At 49.0% G+C, this 20,184-nt stretch carries 14 protein-coding genes; 2 read left to right on the top strand and 12 right to left on the bottom strand.

The features are described 5' to 3' along the window. Positions 1-106: 106 nt before the first annotated feature. Genes ACXAFQ_RS06675 through ACXAFQ_RS06655 form a run of 5 tightly spaced genes read right to left on the bottom strand, consistent with a single transcriptional unit; the run spans position 107 to position 6,042 of the window. A complete protein-coding gene (locus tag ACXAFQ_RS06675) occupies positions 107-1,612 on the bottom strand; it encodes an ATP-binding cassette domain-containing protein (RefSeq protein WP_474818900.1) in 1,506 nt (501 codons plus the stop codon). Continuing rightward, entirely contained in the window at positions 1,609-3,207 is a 1,599-nt protein-coding gene (locus ACXAFQ_RS06670; protein WP_474818899.1) for an ATP-binding cassette domain-containing protein, read from the bottom strand. The genes ACXAFQ_RS06675 and ACXAFQ_RS06670 overlap by 4 nt, the downstream gene beginning before the upstream one ends. 8 nt (positions 3,208-3,215) lie before the next feature. Further along, positions 3,216-3,329: a cytochrome bd-I oxidase subunit CydX gene (gene cydX / locus ACXAFQ_RS06665; RefSeq protein ID WP_070123361.1), complete on the bottom strand. Its 114-nt coding sequence runs from the start codon at positions 3,327-3,329 to the stop codon at positions 3,216-3,218. 11 nt (positions 3,330-3,340) lie between these two features. Next, positions 3,341-4,477: a cytochrome d ubiquinol oxidase subunit II gene (gene cydB, locus ACXAFQ_RS06660; RefSeq protein WP_474818898.1), complete on the bottom strand. Its 1,137-nt coding sequence runs from the start codon at positions 4,475-4,477 to the stop codon at positions 3,341-3,343. Continuing rightward, a complete protein-coding gene (locus ACXAFQ_RS06655; RefSeq protein WP_474818897.1) occupies positions 4,474-6,042 on the bottom strand; it encodes a cytochrome ubiquinol oxidase subunit I in 1,569 nt (522 codons plus the stop codon). Before ACXAFQ_RS06655 ends, cydB begins: the two co-directional genes overlap by 4 nt. 358 nt (positions 6,043-6,400) lie before the next feature. Between ACXAFQ_RS06655 and ACXAFQ_RS06650 the strand changes: the two genes are divergently transcribed. Further along, entirely contained in the window at positions 6,401-7,708 is a 1,308-nt protein-coding gene (locus ACXAFQ_RS06650) for a sigma-54 interaction domain-containing protein (RefSeq protein WP_474818896.1), read from the top strand. A gap of 37 nt (positions 7,709-7,745) precedes the next feature. On the opposite strand, the gene ACXAFQ_RS06645 is transcribed toward ACXAFQ_RS06650, so the two are convergent. The 5 genes from ACXAFQ_RS06645 to ACXAFQ_RS06625 form a co-directional block, all read right to left on the bottom strand. Next, the gene (locus ACXAFQ_RS06645; RefSeq protein WP_474819281.1) at positions 7,746-8,510 is read right to left on the bottom strand and encodes a sulfite exporter TauE/SafE family protein; all 765 of its coding nucleotides are present in this window, start codon (positions 8,508-8,510) and stop codon (positions 7,746-7,748) included. Positions 8,511-8,701: 191 nt separating this feature from the next. Then, entirely contained in the window at positions 8,702-10,036 is a 1,335-nt protein-coding gene (locus ACXAFQ_RS06640) for a hypothetical protein (protein WP_474818895.1), read from the bottom strand. A gap of 1 nt (position 10,037) precedes the next feature. Further along, on the bottom strand, positions 10,038-10,847 hold the full coding sequence (locus tag ACXAFQ_RS06635; protein ID WP_474818894.1) for an outer membrane lipoprotein-sorting protein: 810 nt from the start codon (positions 10,845-10,847) through the stop codon (positions 10,038-10,040). 19 nt (positions 10,848-10,866) lie between these two features. Beyond that, positions 10,867-13,401 carry an efflux RND transporter permease subunit gene (locus ACXAFQ_RS06630; RefSeq protein WP_474818893.1) on the bottom strand — a complete coding sequence of 845 codons (2,535 nt, stop codon included), beginning with the start codon at positions 13,399-13,401 and terminating at the stop codon, positions 10,867-10,869. 137 nt (positions 13,402-13,538) lie between these two features. Next, positions 13,539-14,855: a methyl-accepting chemotaxis protein gene (locus ACXAFQ_RS06625; protein ID WP_474818892.1), complete on the bottom strand. Its 1,317-nt coding sequence runs from the start codon at positions 14,853-14,855 to the stop codon at positions 13,539-13,541. 401 nt (positions 14,856-15,256) lie between these two features. Between ACXAFQ_RS06625 and ACXAFQ_RS06620 the strand changes: the two genes are divergently transcribed. After that, positions 15,257-15,997, top strand: a complete 741-nt coding sequence (locus ACXAFQ_RS06620; protein ID WP_474818891.1) for a MauE/DoxX family redox-associated membrane protein — start codon at positions 15,257-15,259, stop codon at positions 15,995-15,997. Positions 15,998-16,041: 44 nt separating this feature from the next. Here the strand turns inward: ACXAFQ_RS06620 and ACXAFQ_RS06615 are convergent, their stop codons facing one another. Next, positions 16,042-18,738, bottom strand: a complete 2,697-nt coding sequence (locus ACXAFQ_RS06615; RefSeq protein ID WP_474818890.1) for an ATP-binding protein — start codon at positions 18,736-18,738, stop codon at positions 16,042-16,044. Positions 18,739-19,026: 288 nt separating this feature from the next. Then, complete coding sequence (locus ACXAFQ_RS06610; protein ID WP_474818889.1) at positions 19,027-19,980, bottom strand: GlxA family transcriptional regulator; 954 nt, start codon at positions 19,978-19,980, stop codon at positions 19,027-19,029. Positions 19,981-20,184 lie beyond the last annotated feature (204 nt).

Genomic DNA, 20,184 nt, shown 5'->3' with positions numbered 1-20,184 from the left:
GGTGAGTCTCCGCCCGCCTGAGGTCCGGCATGACGGGCGCTTCAGAAAGCGCTATCAGCATACCGGCATTGAATTATTGTATTAGCAGAGTGTGCAGTCTTAGCTGTCACATTTCAATAATTTGTACGGCCCCGTCAGCCAGTTTCGCTGGCAGAACGTGAGTAGCTACAATCACCAAATTATTCTCAGCGGCTTGCAACAAACCCGCTTCAACCAGTTGCTGGTTACGTTCATCCAGTCCTTCAAAAGGCTCGTCCACCAGCCACACATCAGGTTCGGCTAGCTGCGCCCGTGCCATAGACAATCGGCGAGATTCACCGCCAGAGAGACGACGTCCGCCCTGCCCCAGCCACTCATCAGTATTGGTCAGCGTTTGCAGACCAAACTGCGCCAGTGCCTGCGACATTGCTTCCGCAGTCATCGTTTTCTCAGCCGGATTCAGGTTCATTTTCAGCGTGGCTTCAAGAATACGCGGCGATTGCTCCACATATACCCAGCCTTCACGACGACCAGCCGCCACGGTACTGCCGTCAAACAGCAATTCGCCGTGAGCCGGAACCAGACCTGCCAGCGCTTTCATCAGCGAAGATTTGCCGCAGCCAGAGGCGCCGAGTAAGACCACCAGCCCGGAAACCGGTAGTGTCGCAGATATTCCGTGAGGCATGGTCTGTGCCTGAAAATACTGCAACTCAATCTTCTGTTCCGGCGCGCCCTGAACCATAGGCGGTAATGGCGCAGCATCGTCCCGCTTCAGCGCCTGTGCCGCCTGCCGGTATTTACCCAAATGGGCCGCCGTGCCCACAGGACGCCCCAGCCAGTCGGCAATACTCAGTAGCAGAATAGGCACGATGATCGCCGTGGCGTCGCCAAAGCCGTCCTGCTGATTACTCCAGAACAGTGCGCCAATGGCTGCAATAGCGGCACCGTGAATGAACCACAACCCCCACTGACCGGCGGATTCCACCGTCTGCTGATTCTGCCATACTGATGAAAGCTGCGGCGCATTGCGAAACTGCTGGTTATTTTCATTCAGTTGCAGATGCCACAGGCTGCTGGCAGCAAAGAAATGTTCAGACTGATAACGAAATGCTTGCTCGTCTTTCGCCTGACTGGCGGCCTTATTCAGCCCGAAGTACACAAGCCAGAGGCTGATCACCAGCCACAGTCCGGCCATGATCCACATGAAAGCCGCACCGGGCAATGTTAGATACGTCACTACAGAAACCGACAGCAGTACCAGCACCACAGCGCTGGCCTGATGGGCTACCCAGCCCACCCACACGGATGACAGCATTTCAGTTTGTGCGGCGAGCTTTTCCACATCCCCCGCTTTTTCCAGCAAGATATGATTTCTTAGGCGATTGAACAGTTCGCTGCGCAACCAAGTCGTGCGGCCCAATAAGTCATGGTGGGCCAGCCACATATGGCCATAACCGGCGCCAATTCGGGTAAGTGCGAGGGCTCGGATAATCACAGCAGGCAGCATGTAATTAAAATTAACCGGCATTAGCGCGCAAGCAGCGAGAAACCATGATGAAAATATAAGAATGAGTAATCCTGACGTGGTGTGCAGGATAGCTAAAAGTAAACTGATGAACGGTATATTTCTCATTGTGACACCACCCCGTTTGCAACCTGCCAACTGCGGTTAAACCAGGCTTCAGGCAGCGGTTTGTGTGATGCCCAAATCACGGTAGCATCGCCGCAGGTGCGATGAATGAGTGCACTGATGGCATCATGTTGTGCCTGCGGCAAGTGGGCGGTGGGTTCATCCAGAAACCACACTGGCGCTTTGCGTAACAGCAAGCGAGCAATCGCCAATCGCTGAGCTTGCCCACCGGAAAGTGGTGGATGCTCACCCATTGGCGTATCTAGCCCCTGAGGCAGTGAAGCCACCCAGGCGGTTAGCTCGACTTCGGCCAGTACCTGACTAAGCACATCGTCGGTAAAATCACCGCCGAGCGTAAGATTCTCCCGCACGGAAAACGGCAGGATAACCGGAGTCTGAGTGAGCAGCGCGTAGTGAGTGACCGACGCATCAAGGCCCGGACGCTGGCCGCTTAGCAGCTCCATCAACACGGTTTTACCGGCACCGGATTCGCCACCAAGTCGCACCCAGTCTCCGGTTTCCAAGTTCAGCTGTTCGGTACGCAGATCCGGCGTCGTAGTCAGTTCGCCGGTGAGTGAAAGCGACGAGAATTCCGCGTCATACGCTGACAACTCATCGTTTTTCAGCATATCGCCCATGGCTTCCCGGGCAGCTTCAGCCTGGGCTTTCTGGTGATAAAACTGACCCAGCTTTTTCATTTCAGAGAGCAACAGCGGTGCAGTGAGCAACAGCCATAAGCCCTGCTGCAAATTAATAGATTCGCCCAAATCAAATTCACCCAGCAGAGTGAAACCGATATAAACGGCAATCAACGCCACTGCCAGAGTAGAGAAGAAATCCAGTACAGTGGTAGAGAGAAAAGCAATAGACACCACTTTCATGGTGCGCTCCCGCAGGCTGTTACCGGCGGTGTCCAACAGTTTACGTTGTGCATCGTGCGCCCGAAACATCGCCAGTAAAGGCAGTGCCGACACACGGTCAACAAACAGGCGGCCTAACCTTTCCAGCGCGATGAAATGTTTGCGATGCTGGGCAGCAGCGCCTTTACCTACCAGCACCATAAATAACGGTACAATGGGCAAGGTGATCAGCAGGCTCGCCCCTACCACCAAATTCACCGCCAAAATCGCCACTAGCGCAATTACCGGCACGACGACGGCCACCATCTGCTGCACTCGGTAATCAAAATGCCAGTTCACCACAGCAGGCAAATGCATCTGCCACAAGGTCTGCCAGTGAAAAGCCGAATGCTGACGCACCAAGGCGTGCTGCTGACGGGAAAAAGTAACTAACAACCGCGATTGCAGTTGCGCCAGCAGGCCCAAACGGAATCGATGATTCAGAAACAGTGACAGACCCTGACTCAGCCACACCAGCAGCAGGCTGACAAGGGTAAGTACGAGCATCGAGGTTGAAGCAGGACTTTCTTCCATTACCCATTGGGCAATCATGGCGGAAAAGCCCCAGTAGGCCACGATAAGTGCGATATCGCGGAACACCTGCAGAAAGATTAAAGCCACCAGAGCGCCGCGGGAAGCGGCGTCTCCGGTGGCTACAGATTGCTGAAACCAGCCAGATAGTGAGGGGGAACGACTCAAATTAGCCCTTATTCTTCAGTATCGGGGCGGTCCAGGTTCTCGGTCGCTTCCAGCCACATGGCATTAATAATGCCGAATGAGCAAGCCAGCAGTACACCAAGGATCCAAGTGAAATACCACATAGTATCTTCTCCTAGTAAATTGCGTGAGATTTGTCTAAATCAGCGTTTTTAATGCGACCGCGCATTACGTAAAAGCCGTAAGCGGTGTAAGACAAAACAATCGGTACAAACACACAGGCTACAAAAAACATGATACGTAGGGTCATTTCGCTGGATGTCGCATCCCACATTGTCAGACTCACGTCTGGCATGGTGCTGCTTGGCATCAGGAACGGGAACATGGAGAAACCCGCAGTTAAGATGACGCCCGCAATCATGACAGAACTAGAGACAAATGCCCATCCGCCGCGCGCTGCTTTTGAGAAAAAAGCACAAGCTAATCCGCCCAGAATACCCAGCGCAGGTGCGATCACCATCCAGGGATACAGACTATAGTTATTCATCCACGCACCGGTTTCAGTGGCGACCGTTTTATGCATAGGATTAGTCACTGCACCCGTATCGATAGTCGACGTTACTACGTATCCATCGACACCGAACGCAATCCATACGCCAGCCAGAATAAACAGTGTCACAGTAACCAGCGACAACACCATCGATGCAGAGCGTGCCCGAGATTCAACAAAACCGTCCGTTTTCATCTGCAACCAGGCAGAGCCATGATTAAGCAGCAGCGCCACTGATACCAAGCCACACAGAATAGCGAATGGGTTTAGCAGACCAAAGAAAGAACCGCTGTAGGTTGATTTCAGGGTGTTATCCAGCTCGAAAGGTACACCCAGCAACAGGTTGCCGAAGGCCACACCGAAAATCAGGATAGGAACAAAACCACCGAAGAACAGGGCAATATCCCAGTTTTTACGCCATTTCTGGCTGGGTAATTTACTGCGATAATCAAAGCCTAGCGGACGCATCCACAGTGCCGCAAGGGTCAGAAACAATGCAATGTAAAAACCGGAGAACGCGGTGGCATAAATCATTGGCCAGGCAGCGAAAATAGCGCCACCTGCAGTGATAAACCAGACTTGGTTACCGTCCCAGTGTGGTCCTACCGTATTAATCATTACCCGACGCTCTTCGTCGGTACGTCCGATAATGGTAAGCAGTGCGCCTACCCCTAAATCAAAGCCGTCGGTGATGGCGAAGCCAATCAGCAGCACGCCCACCAGCACCCACCAAACTACCCTTAGAACTTCATAATCAATCATGCGTGTACTCCTTCATTCAGGCCAATAACGCTTTCTTCTTTCTCATCCGCTGGCGGAGTGGGTCCTTTTTTGGCGAACTTCTTCATCAGATAGAAGCTAATGATGAACATCACGGTGTAGAACAGGGTGTAGCCAACCATAGTGAACACCACATCACTTACGCTCAAATTTGACACTGACACATGAACCGGCAGTACTTCGGCGATAGACCATGGCTGACGACCAAACTCAGCCACAAACCAGCCCGCTTCACAGGCAATCCAAGGCAGCGGCAAACCATACAACGCAGATTTAAGTAACCAGCGTGGTTGGGTGATACGGTGTTTAGTGCTGTACCAGAATGCAGTGGCAAACAGCACCAACATCAGGAAGCCTGCAACCACCATAAGGCGGAAAGAGTAGAATAGCGGCGCCACGGGCGGAATGCTGTAATCCACGGCCTTTTTCAGCGCTTCAGGTGTGGGCTGAGTGATATCGTCGGTGTAAGGTTGCAGCAACATGGCGTAACCCAGGTTCTCTCTGTTTGCTTCAAACAACGCTTTTTCAGCTGGCGTTGCAGAGCCGTCACGTACTGCATCCATGTATTTGTACGCCTGAACACCAGATAGAATACGCACACGGTGATTCTCTTTCAGATCTTTAATACCAATCACTTCTTCGTCGAAGCTACGAGTGGCAATAATACCCATGGCATAAGGGATCTGAATGGCATAGTCCATACGCTCTTCTTCATCGTTCGGAATACCAAAGATGGTGAATGGCGCGGGAGCAGGATGGGTTTCGTATTCAGCTTCAACAGCAGCCAGTTTTACTTTCTGCACGTCGCCGATTTCGTAACCACTTTCATCGCCGAGGATGATTACAGACAATACCGATGCCAGACCGAAGCTTGCTGCAATTGCAAACGAACGACGGGCGAAGGCCACGTGTTTGTGCTTAAGCAGGTAATAGCTTGAGATCGCCAGAATGAACATGGCGCCAGTGGTATAACCTGCAGAGACGGTGTGAACAAATTTGACTTGTGCCACAGGGTTGAAAATCACATCAGCGAAGCTGGCCATTTCCATACGCATGGATTCAACATTGAACTCTGCGCCCACAGGATTTTGCATCCAGCCGTTGGCGATAAGGATCCACAGTGCAGAGAAGTTTGAGCCGATAGCTACCAACCAGGTCGCCATGAGGTGCTTCACTTTTGACATGCGGTCCCAGCCGAAGAAAAACAGGCCCACGAACGTTGATTCGAGGAAGAACGCCATTAATCCTTCAATTGCCAGTGGTGCGCCAAAAATGTCACCTACGTAATGAGAATAATAGGACCAGTTCATACCGAACTGGAACTCCATGGTGAGGCCCGTTGCCACACCAATTGCGAAATTTATCCCGAACAACTTACCCCAGAACTTGGTCATCTCTTTATAGATTTCCTTGCCGGTCATCACGTACACCGATTCCATAATGGCAAGCAGGAACGTGAGTCCGAGGGTGAGAGGAACGAAGATAAAATGGAACATAGCAGTTAATGCAAACTGCCAGCGCGATAACTCAATTAATGTATCGCTCATTAGGAACATCTCCCGGTTAATTAGTAATTTGGCTCTTTCTTTGGCGACACATCGGCTGCCATTTATTCACTTCCTGAGCACGTGTCGTGCCAACCGTTGAATGAATGGCGAACTCCTATCGTCTGGTGCTTGCAAATAGCTAATAACCGATAGATATACGCATACAGCAGAGACAACAGGCTAGTCGGTAAGACTCAAGACACGTCGCTGGATTCATGGCGCTACATTACACCTTTAGATTTTGTCGCAACTTGATCCATCGCAAGATTTATCTTTATAGAATTGGCAAACTTTCATTGCGGAAAACGAAATTTTTTGACAAATTTGTCACCATAGTGACAGTATCGTCAGACAACATATGAATATCAGCATCATTCAATCGATGATTAATGCCATCGACAAACCGGCCATTTTTATTACGCCGGACTATGTTATCCACGCCGTTAATCAGCCTTACCGCGACACTTATCAGGATGACGTTATTACGGGTCAGAGTCGTTGCCACCAGATATCTCACCGCAACACGGTACCCTGTGATCAAGCCGGAGAATCCTGCCCGCTGGCAGAGTGTCAGCAGTCCGGACGCGCCACCACAGTGGTGCATAACCATAAAACCCAGCATGGTGATTCTTACTGCGACATTCTGATGAAACCGGTGCACGATGAGGACGGCATGGTTCTCGGGTATTTGGAAATATTGGAACGAATTCAATACGCTTCGAGTCGGGCAGGAAAAGGCAAGCTCATTGGCAACGCCCCCTCTTTCCGCCAGATGTTGCAGCAAATCAGCCGCGCGGCGCCGGCAGACATTGCCGTATTGCTTCAGGGGGAAACCGGTTCAGGCAAGGAACTGGTTGCCCAGGCTATTCACGACAGCAGCAAGCGCCGTAAAGAAGCCTTTGTGGTAATTGAGTGTACAGGTCTAACCGAAACCTTGTTTGAGTCGGAGCTATTTGGATACGAGAAAGGCGCATTCACCGGCGCCAGCACGTCGAAAAAGGGCCTGATAGACGCGGCCGACGGTGGCACCGTATTCTTTGATGAAATTGGCGATGTACCGTTGAGTATGCAGGTAAAATTACTGCGTTTGCTGGAAACCGGCAGCTATCGCCCGGTGGGCAGCTTGAAGCAGAGAAAATCCAATTTCCGACTGGTGTGCGCCACCCACAAGAATCTAAAAGAGATGGTGGAAAAGGGGCAGTTTCGTCAGGACTTATATTACCGTATTGCAGGCTTTCCCATTTTATTGCCGTCTTTGCGGCAGCGACGGGAAGATATCGCGGAGCTTTGCCAACACTTTCTTATTCAAACTGGGCATGCAGATAAAAGTTTCACCCGAGAAGCACTGCTACTCCTGAATCGTTACGGCTTCCCAGGGAATATCCGTGAACTACGTAATATTGTGGAGCAATCAGCGCTGCTGTCTGTTGACGATCAGATCACCCCTGCTGATTTACCGATGCACCTTAGCGTACAGAATACTGGTGGTGAGCCTGAATTTACCCCTCACCTTAAAACGCTGGATGAGGCAGAAGCCAGTTATCTTTCGGATATAGCAGCAACTTATGACGGCACGCCGGAATCACTCGCAGAATTGCTGGGCGTAAGCACCCGTACGCTGTACCGCAAGTTACAAAGATACGAGCTGACGTTGCGTAAACGCTGACGTAAGCTTTGATGTAAGCCGCGTCAACGCTTGGCCATCATAACCCTTCAATCCCCTGCCAGATAAGGCGCATGGCTAACAGCGTTACCACCACACGGAATATTAAACGAAATTTTTCAGCCGGGACTTTTTTCAGAAATTTAAGCCCAAGCCAGGTACCGGCATAGCCGCTGGCAATCATTGCCAATACTAATGGAAACCACTGAAAAAAAGCGAACCCAGCAAAACTGAATACAAACGCTTTAAGCAGATGCTGAAAAGTCATACAGGTAGCAAAAGTCGATACCAGCTTCATTTTGTCGCTGGTAGAACGATGAACAAAGCCCGCCACCAGCGGCCCAGTTGCACCTACAAACATGGTTGCCACTGTAGTAAAAATACCCGCAACAAAGCGGCCTTTGTCACCCAACTCCCGGTTTTTCTGTTTAGGCCCCCACACCAGAAACAAAATAAAGCCTGCAATAGCAAACTGAATAGCCACTAATGGCAACTGCACCACAATAAAAGATGCCATGACAGCACCAATCAACGCGCCAGCCACAAACCACTTCACCATGTTCCAGTCGGTATGCTGCCGAGTCATAAACGCCCGGCTACCATTTGTGCCCAGTTGCACCAAACCATGAACAGGAATGAGCGCCGCCAGCGGCATCACCGTCGCCATGGTCGCCAGCAATAAAACGCCACCGCCAATACCAATGGTGGCAGTAATGATGCTGGTAATGAATGTGAGTGCGATGAGGCCAGCGGCAACCAGTGAAGAAAGCTCACCGGCACCGGTAAACAGCTCGAAAAATGCAATGCCTTCCAAGAAAACTCCGAAAAAAGAAAAATAAATAACCCGTTTGAAGAAGCTGCCCCGTTACTTTGTTAAGACGAGCCAGTCAAAAGGAGACAAGCCGTGCAACTCACCTACCCTCACACATACAATTTACCACAGTCTTTGCTGCGTACTGCTACGCTGTGTATCTGCGGATACAGAATTAAGCGATGCTATCCCTCAAAAAAGAAACGAAAAGACGCATTCACGTTGGATGCATCTTCAAACTGACCATAAAACGTATGTGCTTCATCGCCATAAAACAGATTCATGCCGCCGGACACCTGCCATTTGTCGGTGGGTGAGTACGTTGCCCGGAATCGCAGGAAGCCATCATCATCGGTGGGTGACCAGAAGTTAAATGCGTGCAACACCAGCGTCTGCTGCAATGCCTGATAGCGCAGTTGTGTGGTGATCACGTGACGGCGCTCCGCCGCTTCGAATTGCGGCCACGGGCTGTTGGCTATCCGCGCATCGTAACCATGATTAAACTCGGTGTACCACTGCAGGCCACCGGTCAAATTTGCAATCAGTTCTTGCTCGTAACCAATCAGCAGGCGGCTCTGATCGTTAGGAATAAGGGGGTCTGAGCCATCGGTATCTTCACCATCATGAAAAGCGTATTCCAGCTTACCAATACCCGGGCCAATGGGCCGGATGGCGCTGAATCCGGTTACGATAAGGTCGCTGTACAAAGGCCTGCCAAGTTCGCCAGCCGCTTCAGGCAGCTTGATGAACCCCTTGTAACCGTAAATCGCCAGTTCCGTTCCCGCCACACTGCGAAATAAACGCAGCGCGTATTCCGGGTCGTCGGGCTTGTTTTCATCCGGGATCACCATACGTGCACCGGTGTTTTCACCGAGCATGGGATTAAAGTAGGAGAAATATTCACCGTTGATACCGTTATCCGGCTCGAATTCCGGCATCACCACAAAATCCACGTTCACCAAGTCAAAGTAGCCACTGAGCTTTACCGCCAGTGACGGATATTTCAGGTAATCGTCGTCCCGCCCGGCGAAGAAGGACTGATAATCCTTAGGAAATAAATCGTTGAGGAACAGATAATCCCCGACGCCCCAGGTGAGGATCTGCTGACCCGCTTTGAGGTCGAACTTCTCTCCAGCGTTACCGAGAAAACCGAGATTGCCCTGCCAGTAAAGCTCACGGATTTGTGACTCCCAGCTATCGGTGACACCGTCGTACCAGACATCACCACGAAAGCCGATTTTCGAACTTTCAAAAGCATAGTCCGCCTGAAATTGACCGCGCACATCAGCCAGCGTGGTGTCACCACGAATAGCGCTGTCGCTCTGTAAACGGGTACCGGCGGCAATATCAATAAATCCGGCCCAGTTGAACGGAGACGCGACTTCTTCATCGTCCCAATCGCCCATTTCATCAAAAGCGCCCCAATCGTCTACAGCTGGTGACGCTTCCTGCGCGAATACGCCAACACTCAGCGCAAGTGCTGCCGCCAGCAGGCTTGTACGAAAGCTGTTACCGGCCATATTATTTCAACCACTGCATAGGCGGCGTGCGCAGACTACGTTCACTGAAGATGTCGTCTTCTAGGCCCAGGTTGTAGTCCATATTTCGGAATTCCATCAGCGTGTAACCACCAGAAGCCAAATCAGACACTTTCGAGCGGGTCACTGTGGGAAAACTCTCAATCGTTTCTACTTCCACCGCCTCTATCCGGCGATAGTTCTCACCATTCGCTTTGTAGAAGTTGATCAGCATAGGTATTTTCGTAGTTTTATCGATTTCCACCACGTAGTAGCTGAACTCAACGGAATCAGGATTTTTAGGTTCGGCTTTCAGTACGTAACGGCTGTCGGTTTCTTCCTGAAGAGTGAAGTGATCTTCGCTAACAGCACGGCCAGATACGTCTTCGTAGAAAAAGTGTGAACCGACAAATGAGGTGCGTTTATCACCGGCAGAAATTCGCTTCACCAGGTCCAGCGCCGGCAGATATAACCAGCGATCATCGTCCTCACTAACGGCAGCATGTTTCTCTACCCGGAATACGGTATCGCGCACATCGGCCGGACGGGTGAAGAATACCATCATTTTCTGATCGTCATTGTCGGCAACGTCTTTTCTCAGAATAGTGAACTGACGCAGTTGTTTACGGCCCTGCGCGTCCACAATCATCATTCGCGCATCTGAACGGCCATCGTCACCGGCATAATACGATGCCCGTTCTGATGCTTGAATCAGCTCGTTTACATCGAATTCAGCAGACCAGACTGATGCAGATGCCACCAGTAAACCGGTGAATGCCAATGCCATTGCAGATTTCATACTTCTCACAACCATCTTACTCTCCTGCTCCCGGTTAACGGGATTTGAAAACAAAACGATGCAGCAAACTCATTGCCGCAGGCAGCACCAGTAGGGTCACCAGTGCGGAAATTGCCATGATACTGGCCAGAAAAACACCTACGGTGATGTAGGGCACCAGCGGGGCAAACAACAAGGGCGTAAAGCCCAGCGCGATAACCAGAGCGTTGCGGGTAATGGCAGAGGCAGGTTCGCCGAACATGGCTTCAAGTGTTGCGGATACATTGTTAGTTTCTTTGAATATTGCCCGTGCACGTTCGAGGAAATGAATGGCGAAGTCCACTGATAACCCTAAAGTGAGTGCAGAAAGCACGGCGATAGGCATGTCGTAGTCTTTACCGACAATACCAATGAGGCCGTAAATGAAAGCGATGGTAATCGTCAGTGGTAGCATGGCTAGCACGCCGAAAACGAAGGATCGGAACAGCACCATCATCATGACAAAAACCATGATGAACGCACCAAGCAGACTATTGAGCATGCCGGCGACCATGTTCTCCTGCCACACCACATTAAGATAGGCCTTACCTGCCCACTGGTAATCAATTCCTGCAGGGAGCGGATGCTCAGAAACGTATTGCTCAGCCAGCTTCATCGCCGCTGTCATATCCTGATTATCACCACTGGTGAGCTGCAGCCACAGCAGGCTTTCACGGTAATCCGGCGTAACAAAGTGCCATAAATCATTAGGGCGATGTGAGGACTGATACTGCAGCAGGGTTTGTGCAACGGCCTGGGGAGAATCCGGCAGGGCGTAGTCTTTCTCCTCGCCGCCACGGAGTTCACGGTTCACCACTTTAACCACATCAGCCAGCGAGCTAGATTTACCCACCAGACCGGTGGTCGCCAGGTAATTCTGAAGATCTGAAATGTACGCCAGTTGAGCGGGGAACTGGAACGTTTTGCTTGCCGACAAGGCTTTCTCTGTGCGTGCTACCAGTTTGTCCAGATAATCCAAGGCTTCATCCGACTCCACGGTAAACAAGGCGTCGTCGATAGCGATAATTAGCGACTCCAGTGCAGCAGTTGGGGTTTGTTCTGCCACAGATTTAAGCGTATCCCACTGCCAGCCAGATAATTCTTCGGGTACATCCACCCCAATTAATGCCGCTGCCGAAGGCACCGCATTGGTATCGCTAAACACCAGGTAAGCATTATAAGTCCCGGCAAAATTCTCGTTCAGCACTCTGTCAGCCACACGGATTTCGTGGTCAGCTTTAAACCAGCGAACCGGGTTGTCATTAATCTGGATCTGGGTGATTCCCCAAACTGAAACTGCAAATAAAGCACTGAATACGACCAGCCAGCCCCGACGCCAGGACATTGCCAGCTTACCAATACTTCGGGCAATAGCAGCAACACGAGACTGACCATCACCTTCACCGTGCATTGTTTGCTGCAAATTCAGCAATGCCTTATCGCTCATACGGGACACATAGGCGGGCATGAATACCAACGTGACCAGGAAAGCGAACAGAATGCCGAAGCCAACAAACGCGCCGAAGATCTGCACTGGCGGAATAGGCGTCAGCATGAGTGAGAAAAAGCCTACTGATGAAGTAATTGAGGTATATAGCATGGGTGTGAACAGATGAGACACCACCTTGCTGATAACTTCCCCGGCGCTTTCGCCCGGCTTATAGCGGTCTGAAAACTCCGACAGAATGTGCACCGAATCCACCACCGCGATGGGCATCAGGAAAATCGCAATCATCGACGACATGATGTGTACGGTAAAGCCCATACCAATCATGATACCCATGGTGACGATCACCGTCGCCATAGCAACAATCATTGGTGCGATGATTAGCGGCAAATTGCGAAAAAACAGGAAAAGCAGAATAAAGATCATTAGCCCGGCCAGTGGCGCGGAAATGCCCATTTGAATGAACATTTCTACACCAAACTGATCTTCCGCCACCGGCAGACCGGTGATATACCACTGTTGCTGCGACCCCATTTTGCTGATGGCGGCACGGATGTCTTCAGCAATGCGATAACTTTCGTTTTTATCCGCAATAGGCACATAAATCGCTGCCGCTTTGCCGGTTTCCGCCACCAGCGTATCGTACAGCAGCGGCAGGCGGGAGATGCTCTGCTCGATGGCTTTCGCGCCCGCTTCATCAACCGGTGCCTTGTCCATCATCCACTCAAACCGAATGGTCCCTGGCCCGGCCTGAGAAATATTGTCCACCGTGGAAAGCGACATTAAATCCGCATCAATCACACCATCGAGCTCAAGAATGCTATCCGTAAGTTGCTTCACTTCCGACAGAGTTTCAGGCGTATAGACACCGTTAGCATCTTGCTCAGCGACCACGCCCACCACAATGGCATCGTGCATGGCGAACGTCTGCTTAGTCTGGTTATGAAAAATTCTCGCCGGATGGTCAGCCGGAAGCATGTTTTCCGGATCGGTATCGACAGTCAGATTAGGGATCATTGCGCCGGCACCCAGTGTGAGTGCCAGAAGAAGAATGTAGACCCAGCCAGCGCGCTGAGTGGCAAAGCGTAACAACAGTGAAGACATTAGATTCAGCCTGGTTATTCACATCAAGTCTAAGATATTCACCCTCATTATATAAATAAAAACTAATACATCAATGTATTTTGCAAAAAAAACGCAGCATGTTGATCATGCTGCGTTTTTATATAAGAAAAATCTATTTAGTTGTTTAGCTGATTCGCAAACTGGCCAACAGCATCCACTACCGCTCTGGCACCATTTTGAATTTCTTCAATAACCGCGCCGGCCTCTTCAGCATATGACAAACCTGTCTGCGCTTTCTCATCACCCTTGTTTACAAGGTCAACAGCTTCAGCAGCCAGAGATTGGTTGTGTTTCACCACGTTAACAATTTCATCTGTCGCTTCTGAGGTGCGTGAAGCCAACTGACGCACTTCATCGGCAACAACAGCAAATCCACGGCCTTGATCTCCTGCCCGCGCTGCCTCGATAGCTGCGTTCAATGCAAGCAGGTTGGTTTGATCTGCAATAGCGCTGATACTGCCAATAATCGTGGCAATTTGTTGAGATTGTGAGTCGAGGGCGTGAATACCTTCTTTCGCTTTATCCATTTGTTCAGACAGCGAAGACATTTCCTCGAGCACTTTGTTGATGACATCTTTACCCTTTCTCGCCACTGCATCGGTATTGTTAGATGTGTGATAGGCAATGTCTGCCGCGTTCGATACGGCTTGCTCCTGCGCTACCTGCGCAGTAATCTCAGTGGCAAACTTAAATACTTTATACAAGCGCCCATGAGAATCGTGAATGGGGTTATACGTTGCTTCTAGCCAAATCGTATTTCCATGCGAATCCACGCGCTTGAAGCGACCTGCGACAAACTCGCCACGGGCTAACTTGGACCAGAACTGTTTGTAGCCCTCAGAGTTCGCTTCTTCGTCGGTACAAAAGGTGCGGTGATGCTTGCCTTTGATGTCATTCAGGTCGTATTTCACTGTACGCAAGAACGGCTTGTTGGCGTCGATAACATGGCCGTTTAGGTCAAACTCGATTGTGGCGGTCGATTTGTGTAATGCTTCTACCAAATCTTCATGCTCTTTAGACAACGCAATCGTTCTTGTGAGATCTGTCATGCTCACAGAGTAATGATCTAACCGGCCTTCTATATCAACAACGGGCTGCAAGATGCTGCGCAGCCAAGCTTCTTCGCCATTTCGACGCGTAAATTCAATAGCCCCCTGATAAGTCTGATTAATGTCGAAAGCACTTTTGAGTTTTTTGTAGTGCATTGTCGACTTCGCGATTTCAGGAACAAACTCTAGAAACGGACGGCCCATTACTTCAGATGCGGTATATCCGAGCTCGTTTTGAAAATGTTGGTTAACGAATTCGATTCGGCCAGCATGATCCAGACGTAGATAAATCGTTTCCTCTAAGAAACTTTCACGAACCTGTTTGAGCATGTGAAGCTCTTGACGAAGTGCTTCATTTTCTTTGACGAGGTGACGATTAAACATAGACTGTCTTTCCAACGAGTTATTTATTGATATTGAATTCGATTTCGCAGTTCGAAGCGCACTTGCCTGAACACCAGGATAGTATTTGTATCGGCACTATCATCCGCTTTCTTAACCAGAAACCTAACCAAAATATGTTTCAATTTTAATATCTTGGCGCAATCCCTGACATTGTTTGGCACCCAGGCCAGGTACGACCACGGTTTTCGCTTTTAAAACCGCTCGTCAAATTAAGGTTAGGCGAATTGTCTATGGATGAAGTTACCACCGTGACGAGCAAGATGAAATGCAAAACTTAAGATATAAGTATGTCATTTCAAACCCTTTTAATGGAAGACGATCAAAAATCAAGCTGACGCCGTAGCTACTTTGTATAAGGTTTTCGTTGAAATGAGGCAAACATGGCTAAGAAAGCAATTCTCTATCGTATGGTAACAAATGAGCATATTTGCCCTTTTGGCTTACGCTCAAAAGATTTGCTAGAACGAGAAGGCTTTGAAATTGAAGATCATAAGCTGACCTCGCGAGAAGAAACTGACAAGTTCAAGCAAGATCATGGTGTAAAAACGACGCCTCAAACATTTATCGACGGCAAGCGTGTAGGAGGCTATGACGACCTTCAAGCCTTGTTCAATAAAGGGGACAGCGCACAGTCTGGTACGACTTATACACCTGTACTCGCCATTTTTGCCGTTGGATTACTGTTAGCGCTGGCTATGCAGCATGCGCTAATGGCGAATCTATTTAGCATTCGCACGCTATTGCTCTTTATCGCCTTTTCAATGACCCTATTAGCCGTTCAGAAACTGCGAGATTTATTTAGTTTCACCAACTCTTTCATCACCTACGATTTGCTGGCTATGCGACATCTTCGCTACGCCTATATTTATCCCTTTCTTGAAGCATTTGCGGGTATTGGCATGGTAGCGATGTTGCCGGCAGTAATCATTGCGCCAATCTCGCTTTTTATCGGTACCATCGGTGCGGTTTCCGTTGTTAAAGCGGTTTACATCGATAAGCGGGAACTTAAGTGTGCTTGCGTGGGCGGCGACAGTAATGTGCCGTTGGGTTTTGTATCACTTTCAGAGAATTTGTTTATGATAGGCGGCGCTTTGCTCATGCTGTGGCTTTCTTATTTGTAAAGCGCCCAGGCGCCTTATCTGAGATTCAGATAAGGCGTGAAGGATTATTCAGGTTTGTACATTTCCAGTACGGTAAGCAACTCTTCGGCATCAACTGGCTTCGAAACGTAGTTGGAAAATCCTGCCTTCAGGGCTTTAACCCTATCCGCCGTGTAAGCATAAGCAGTTAGTGCAACCGCATCGAAATTCCGAATATCTTCTCGTTCGCTGCTTCTGATTTTCGCGATGTAACCCAAACCATCAAGTTCCGGCATGCCGATGTCAGAAAGCACCAGATTAAACGCTTCAGGCGTTTCATTAAGTAACTTCCAGGCTACCAGACCATTTTTCGCCAGGGTGACGACCGCACCGTGACTTTCAAGGAACAGGCGAATGAATCTGCGGGCATCTTCTTCGTCTTCTGCAACCAGAATGCGCAGGCCACGAAGACGATCGCTGCTTCCCGCTGCGCCTTCAACAATATTGGATTGTGTTTCTTCTGGGCTTTTCGTAGCAACAGGGGCAATGGGTAAGGTCACATAAAATGTGGCTCCCAACCCTTCTCCATCGCTCATTGCCCAAATGCTACCGCCGTGCATTTCCACAATACTTTTAACAATCGATAACCCAAGGCCTAAGCCCTGTTTGTTGTGCGAAACCTTTCCTTGATAAAAGCGCTCGAAAACATAATTCAATTGCTCTTCCGGGATACCTTTTCCGGTGTCACGCACGAAGAATTTATAATTAGAATGGTCACGGGCTCCACTAATAGTGACAGAGCCACCTTTGGGCGTAAATTTAAGGGCGTTGGAGAGCAGGTTATGTATCACCTGTTTGATACGCACTTTATCCGCCAGAATGGTAGTATGCTCGTCTTTGAACACACTGGTTAGGTGAATACTCTTCGCCCCGAAACCTGCCTCGAATTGCTTAGTTACGTCTTTAATTGCTTCGCTAATCGGCAACGTGTGTGTACTCAGCTTCATGGTGCCTGAGATGATTCTGGAAAGATCCAGAATGTCGTTAATTAAATCAGCCTGAGTGCTTGCAGCCCGCTTCACTACGTTTAACGCTTCAACCAAACGCTCCTTATTCGACGTATCCATTAATGCTAGATCCGTCCACCCCATAATCGAGTTCAGTGGGGTACGTAATTCGTGGGAAATACTGGCAAGAAACTGATCTTTTGCTTTATCCAGTTCTTCTAATTTTGCCACCTGGCTATCCAGCGAGTTTTTCATCCCTAGTGCGTAAGGAATAAACAATTGCTCAAAAGCTTCAATGAGTAATTTATCGTCGGTAGACCATTCAACAGACTGATCCACCACCGTCTGCAGATACGTCTCGAATGAATCTCTCGGCGTGAGTGATTTAGGCTTTTCACCATCGGTTTGCACTTTGCCCGCCCAGCGTACGGTTTTATCCACTGGTTCACGGAACCACATCGTGTAATAACCGTGGCGACTCGAAACCGGAGAAATAAACAGACCGCGTACACCGTTTAACTTAAAGTTTGCAATTATGTCGCTGGAGATCCGCGTCAGTGCGGTTACCTTCGATGGTCCAGACCTATCGCTGGAATACTCATGAAACAGGTGGGAAATGGTTTCAAAGCTGGGCGTTTTCCCTACCAGATAGTGGGAATTAGGCGTGACCACCGCAATACCGCATACCCGCATAGTCGAAAGCAACAAGTCCTGCTCGTCTTTTAGTCCTTCCAGCGGATTACCTTTGTTGGTCAAGGCATTGATCGCCTGATTCAAGTTTTGCTGTCGCTTCTGAAGCGATTCCCTTTTGACCTCTACGCTTTTACCATGCAATTGATAAGTGAAAACCTGACACAAGCTTTCGCAAATCAATCGACTACGCTGCTCTACATATTTCGGCTCGCGATTATGACAAGCAATAAGCCCCCACAGACGATTTTCATAAATCAAAGACACCGAAAAAGAAGCCCGAATGCCCATATTACGCATGTATTGTAAATGAACAGGTGAAACCCCTCTTATCATGGAAAGTGACATATCAAGGGGCGTTCTTTCGCTATCAGAAAGCGCAGGTAGTAAAGGCACTGGTGTTTCATCGGTATCGTAAACGCAACGGACCAGGTTTTTCACGTAAAGCGCACGGGCTTGAGAGGGGATGTCTGAAGCAGGAAATCGTAAACCTTTGAACGGCACCATGTCGTCAGCGCAATCTTCACCGATGACTTCTCCGCAGTAGTCTTTATCAAATTTGTACACGCACACCCGATCGAATTCGATAAAGCCACGCATGGCAGACGCTATCTTATCCGCCACTGCTTCCACGGAGTTAAGTTCAAAAAGACTAGGCAGTAAGGGGCGGATATCGGTATCTGTTGGCGTCCATTTAGACGATACACTGCCAGTGAGCACCGGTGAGGGCTCAAGTTCAATAATGAGATAATCACCGCTGGCGTAAATAACACTGCTGACCAATTGGTGCCATTCACCATCGTGGTAAATTTGATTGCGAAACTTCCACTCGTATGAATGACGGCGACCTACCGCTTCCGCCTTAGCATAAAGTTCTGTGAGAATTTCTGTGCTGTTGTCGGGCATTTCTACCAACTCAGACATCAGTGTTTCATTTGGCACGATGGGTGACGAAAAAATATCCGCGATGTTTACACTCATCACGCGAACCAGCCCGGTGCCAGGCTCGATAGCCAGAAGATAGCCAAAGCTCTGTACTGACTCGATTAAATGGATCGCTTCGTCTTCACAATTTTTGATATTCATGACAAGCACTTTCCCTGAAATTTAGCGCTCCATTATGCATTTTTTTATAGGTGTGGTCTGGAAAAAAGCAAAAAATATAGACGAAAGTATAGTTATTTAAAATAACTGAGCGCGAGCTCTTCCCCTTAAAAAATAACGTTTAAATTCAAACACATAGACTTTTAAGTCAGATTTTGAAATTGTTAGATTAAAAACCTTTAATGTTTTGGTGTAGATAATTTAATTGGACAAAAATTTAAATACTTTCATTTAAAAATATAAATTTATTTCTAACACTCGCATACTCAATTAGATAAACCGAAATGCATTCCTATATGCAGAAGGCGAAACGGAAAAATTACGAATAAAGGCCCGGCGAAAACCATCGTATGAGGAAAAGCCCACAAACACGGCAATGGCTTTCATTTCCCGCTCTGAACTGACCAACAGATCGCTGGCCACCTGCATGCGAAATTTCTCTACATAGGCAGCTGGATTAAGCCCCGTTTCGTCAATAAAGAAGCGATGACACTGTCGTTCGCTCAGGCAGAGTTGTTCAGCAAGAAGAGAAACCGTGATATCGCGGCCGATATTGTCCCGAATCCAATTAATCACATTGCCCAGGCGATCTTGCCGTGGCGACTGAATATCAAGTAAGTCTGAGTACTGCTTCTGATTACCTGAACGTTTCATATAAACCACAAGATGTTTCGCCACATAATGAGCAACAGCCTTGCCGCAATCGGCTTCAATGAGGCTTAATGTTAAATCGATGCCAGAAGTCACACCGGCAGACGACCAATACTTCCCATCTCTGATATAGAGCTTTGCGCTTTCTACCGTTAGTGTGGGAAACGCGGTTTTCAATTTTTCTGCGAATGCCCAATGTGTGGCGACTTTCGTTCCCGAAGGCAACCTTGTTCGCGCAAGCAAATATGCTCCGGTACAGATAGAAACTACCCGCTCTGAGTGAACCATCAGCTTTCTAAGCTTTTCTAAATCCGATTCTGTAATACTGTCACTGCGACTTCCCGCACCGCCAGGAATAATCAGGGAATGGCACTTGCCAATCTCTTCAATAGACAGCTCGGGTATAATCTGCAGGCCGGCTTCACAAGTAACAGCTTTGGTGCTAAAACCCACGACTTTCAGTTCATAGCTATCGGGCTGACACTGATTCGCTTCAAAAAATGCAGACTGTGGGCCTGATAAATCCAGTAGTTCGACGCCCTCATAGGCAAGAATACAAATCGTTTTAGTCATAATATTTGCTTAACATTTATTCAGGAGATGATTAATCTACTGCACTTCGTTATGTCACATATGACTACAAAACAACCAAAACTGCCATTATTCTCTCAGGCCTTTTCTCAGCTGACATCCGTCAGATATTACCCAGGCCCAACAAATTATTGCAGCAACCTGTAATAAAAGTGATTCGCCTTGGACTAAGCACAATGAACAAGT

This window comes from Alteromonas sp. ABH2_165, assembly GCF_056159945.1.
This window is presented reverse-complemented; position numbering and strand designations above follow the sequence as displayed.

Coding starts and splice junctions, on each gene's coding strand:
- cydB (WP_474818898.1), bottom strand. CDS start 4,477: ATGATTGATTATGAAGTTCTAAGGGTAGTTTGGTGGGTGCTGGTGGGC.
- cydX (WP_070123361.1), bottom strand. CDS start 3,329: ATGTGGTATTTCACTTGGATCCTTGGTGTACTGCTGGCTTGCTCATTC.
- ACXAFQ_RS06620 (WP_474818891.1), top strand. CDS start 15,257: ATGGCTAAGAAAGCAATTCTCTATCGTATGGTAACAAATGAGCATATT.
- ACXAFQ_RS06625 (WP_474818892.1), bottom strand. CDS start 14,855: ATGTTTAATCGTCACCTCGTCAAAGAAAATGAAGCACTTCGTCAAGAG.
- ACXAFQ_RS06610 (WP_474818889.1), bottom strand. CDS start 19,980: ATGACTAAAACGATTTGTATTCTTGCCTATGAGGGCGTCGAACTACTG.
- ACXAFQ_RS06630 (WP_474818893.1), bottom strand. CDS start 13,401: ATGTCTTCACTGTTGTTACGCTTTGCCACTCAGCGCGCTGGCTGGGTC.
- ACXAFQ_RS06635 (WP_474818894.1), bottom strand. CDS start 10,847: ATGGTTGTGAGAAGTATGAAATCTGCAATGGCATTGGCATTCACCGGT.
- ACXAFQ_RS06615 (WP_474818890.1), bottom strand. CDS start 18,738: ATGAATATCAAAAATTGTGAAGACGAAGCGATCCATTTAATCGAGTCA.
- ACXAFQ_RS06675 (WP_474818900.1), bottom strand. CDS start 1,612: ATGAGAAATATACCGTTCATCAGTTTACTTTTAGCTATCCTGCACACC.
- ACXAFQ_RS06650 (WP_474818896.1), top strand. CDS start 6,401: ATGAATATCAGCATCATTCAATCGATGATTAATGCCATCGACAAACCG.
- ACXAFQ_RS06640 (WP_474818895.1), bottom strand. CDS start 10,036: ATGGCCGGTAACAGCTTTCGTACAAGCCTGCTGGCGGCAGCACTTGCG.
- ACXAFQ_RS06655 (WP_474818897.1), bottom strand. CDS start 6,042: ATGAGCGATACATTAATTGAGTTATCGCGCTGGCAGTTTGCATTAACT.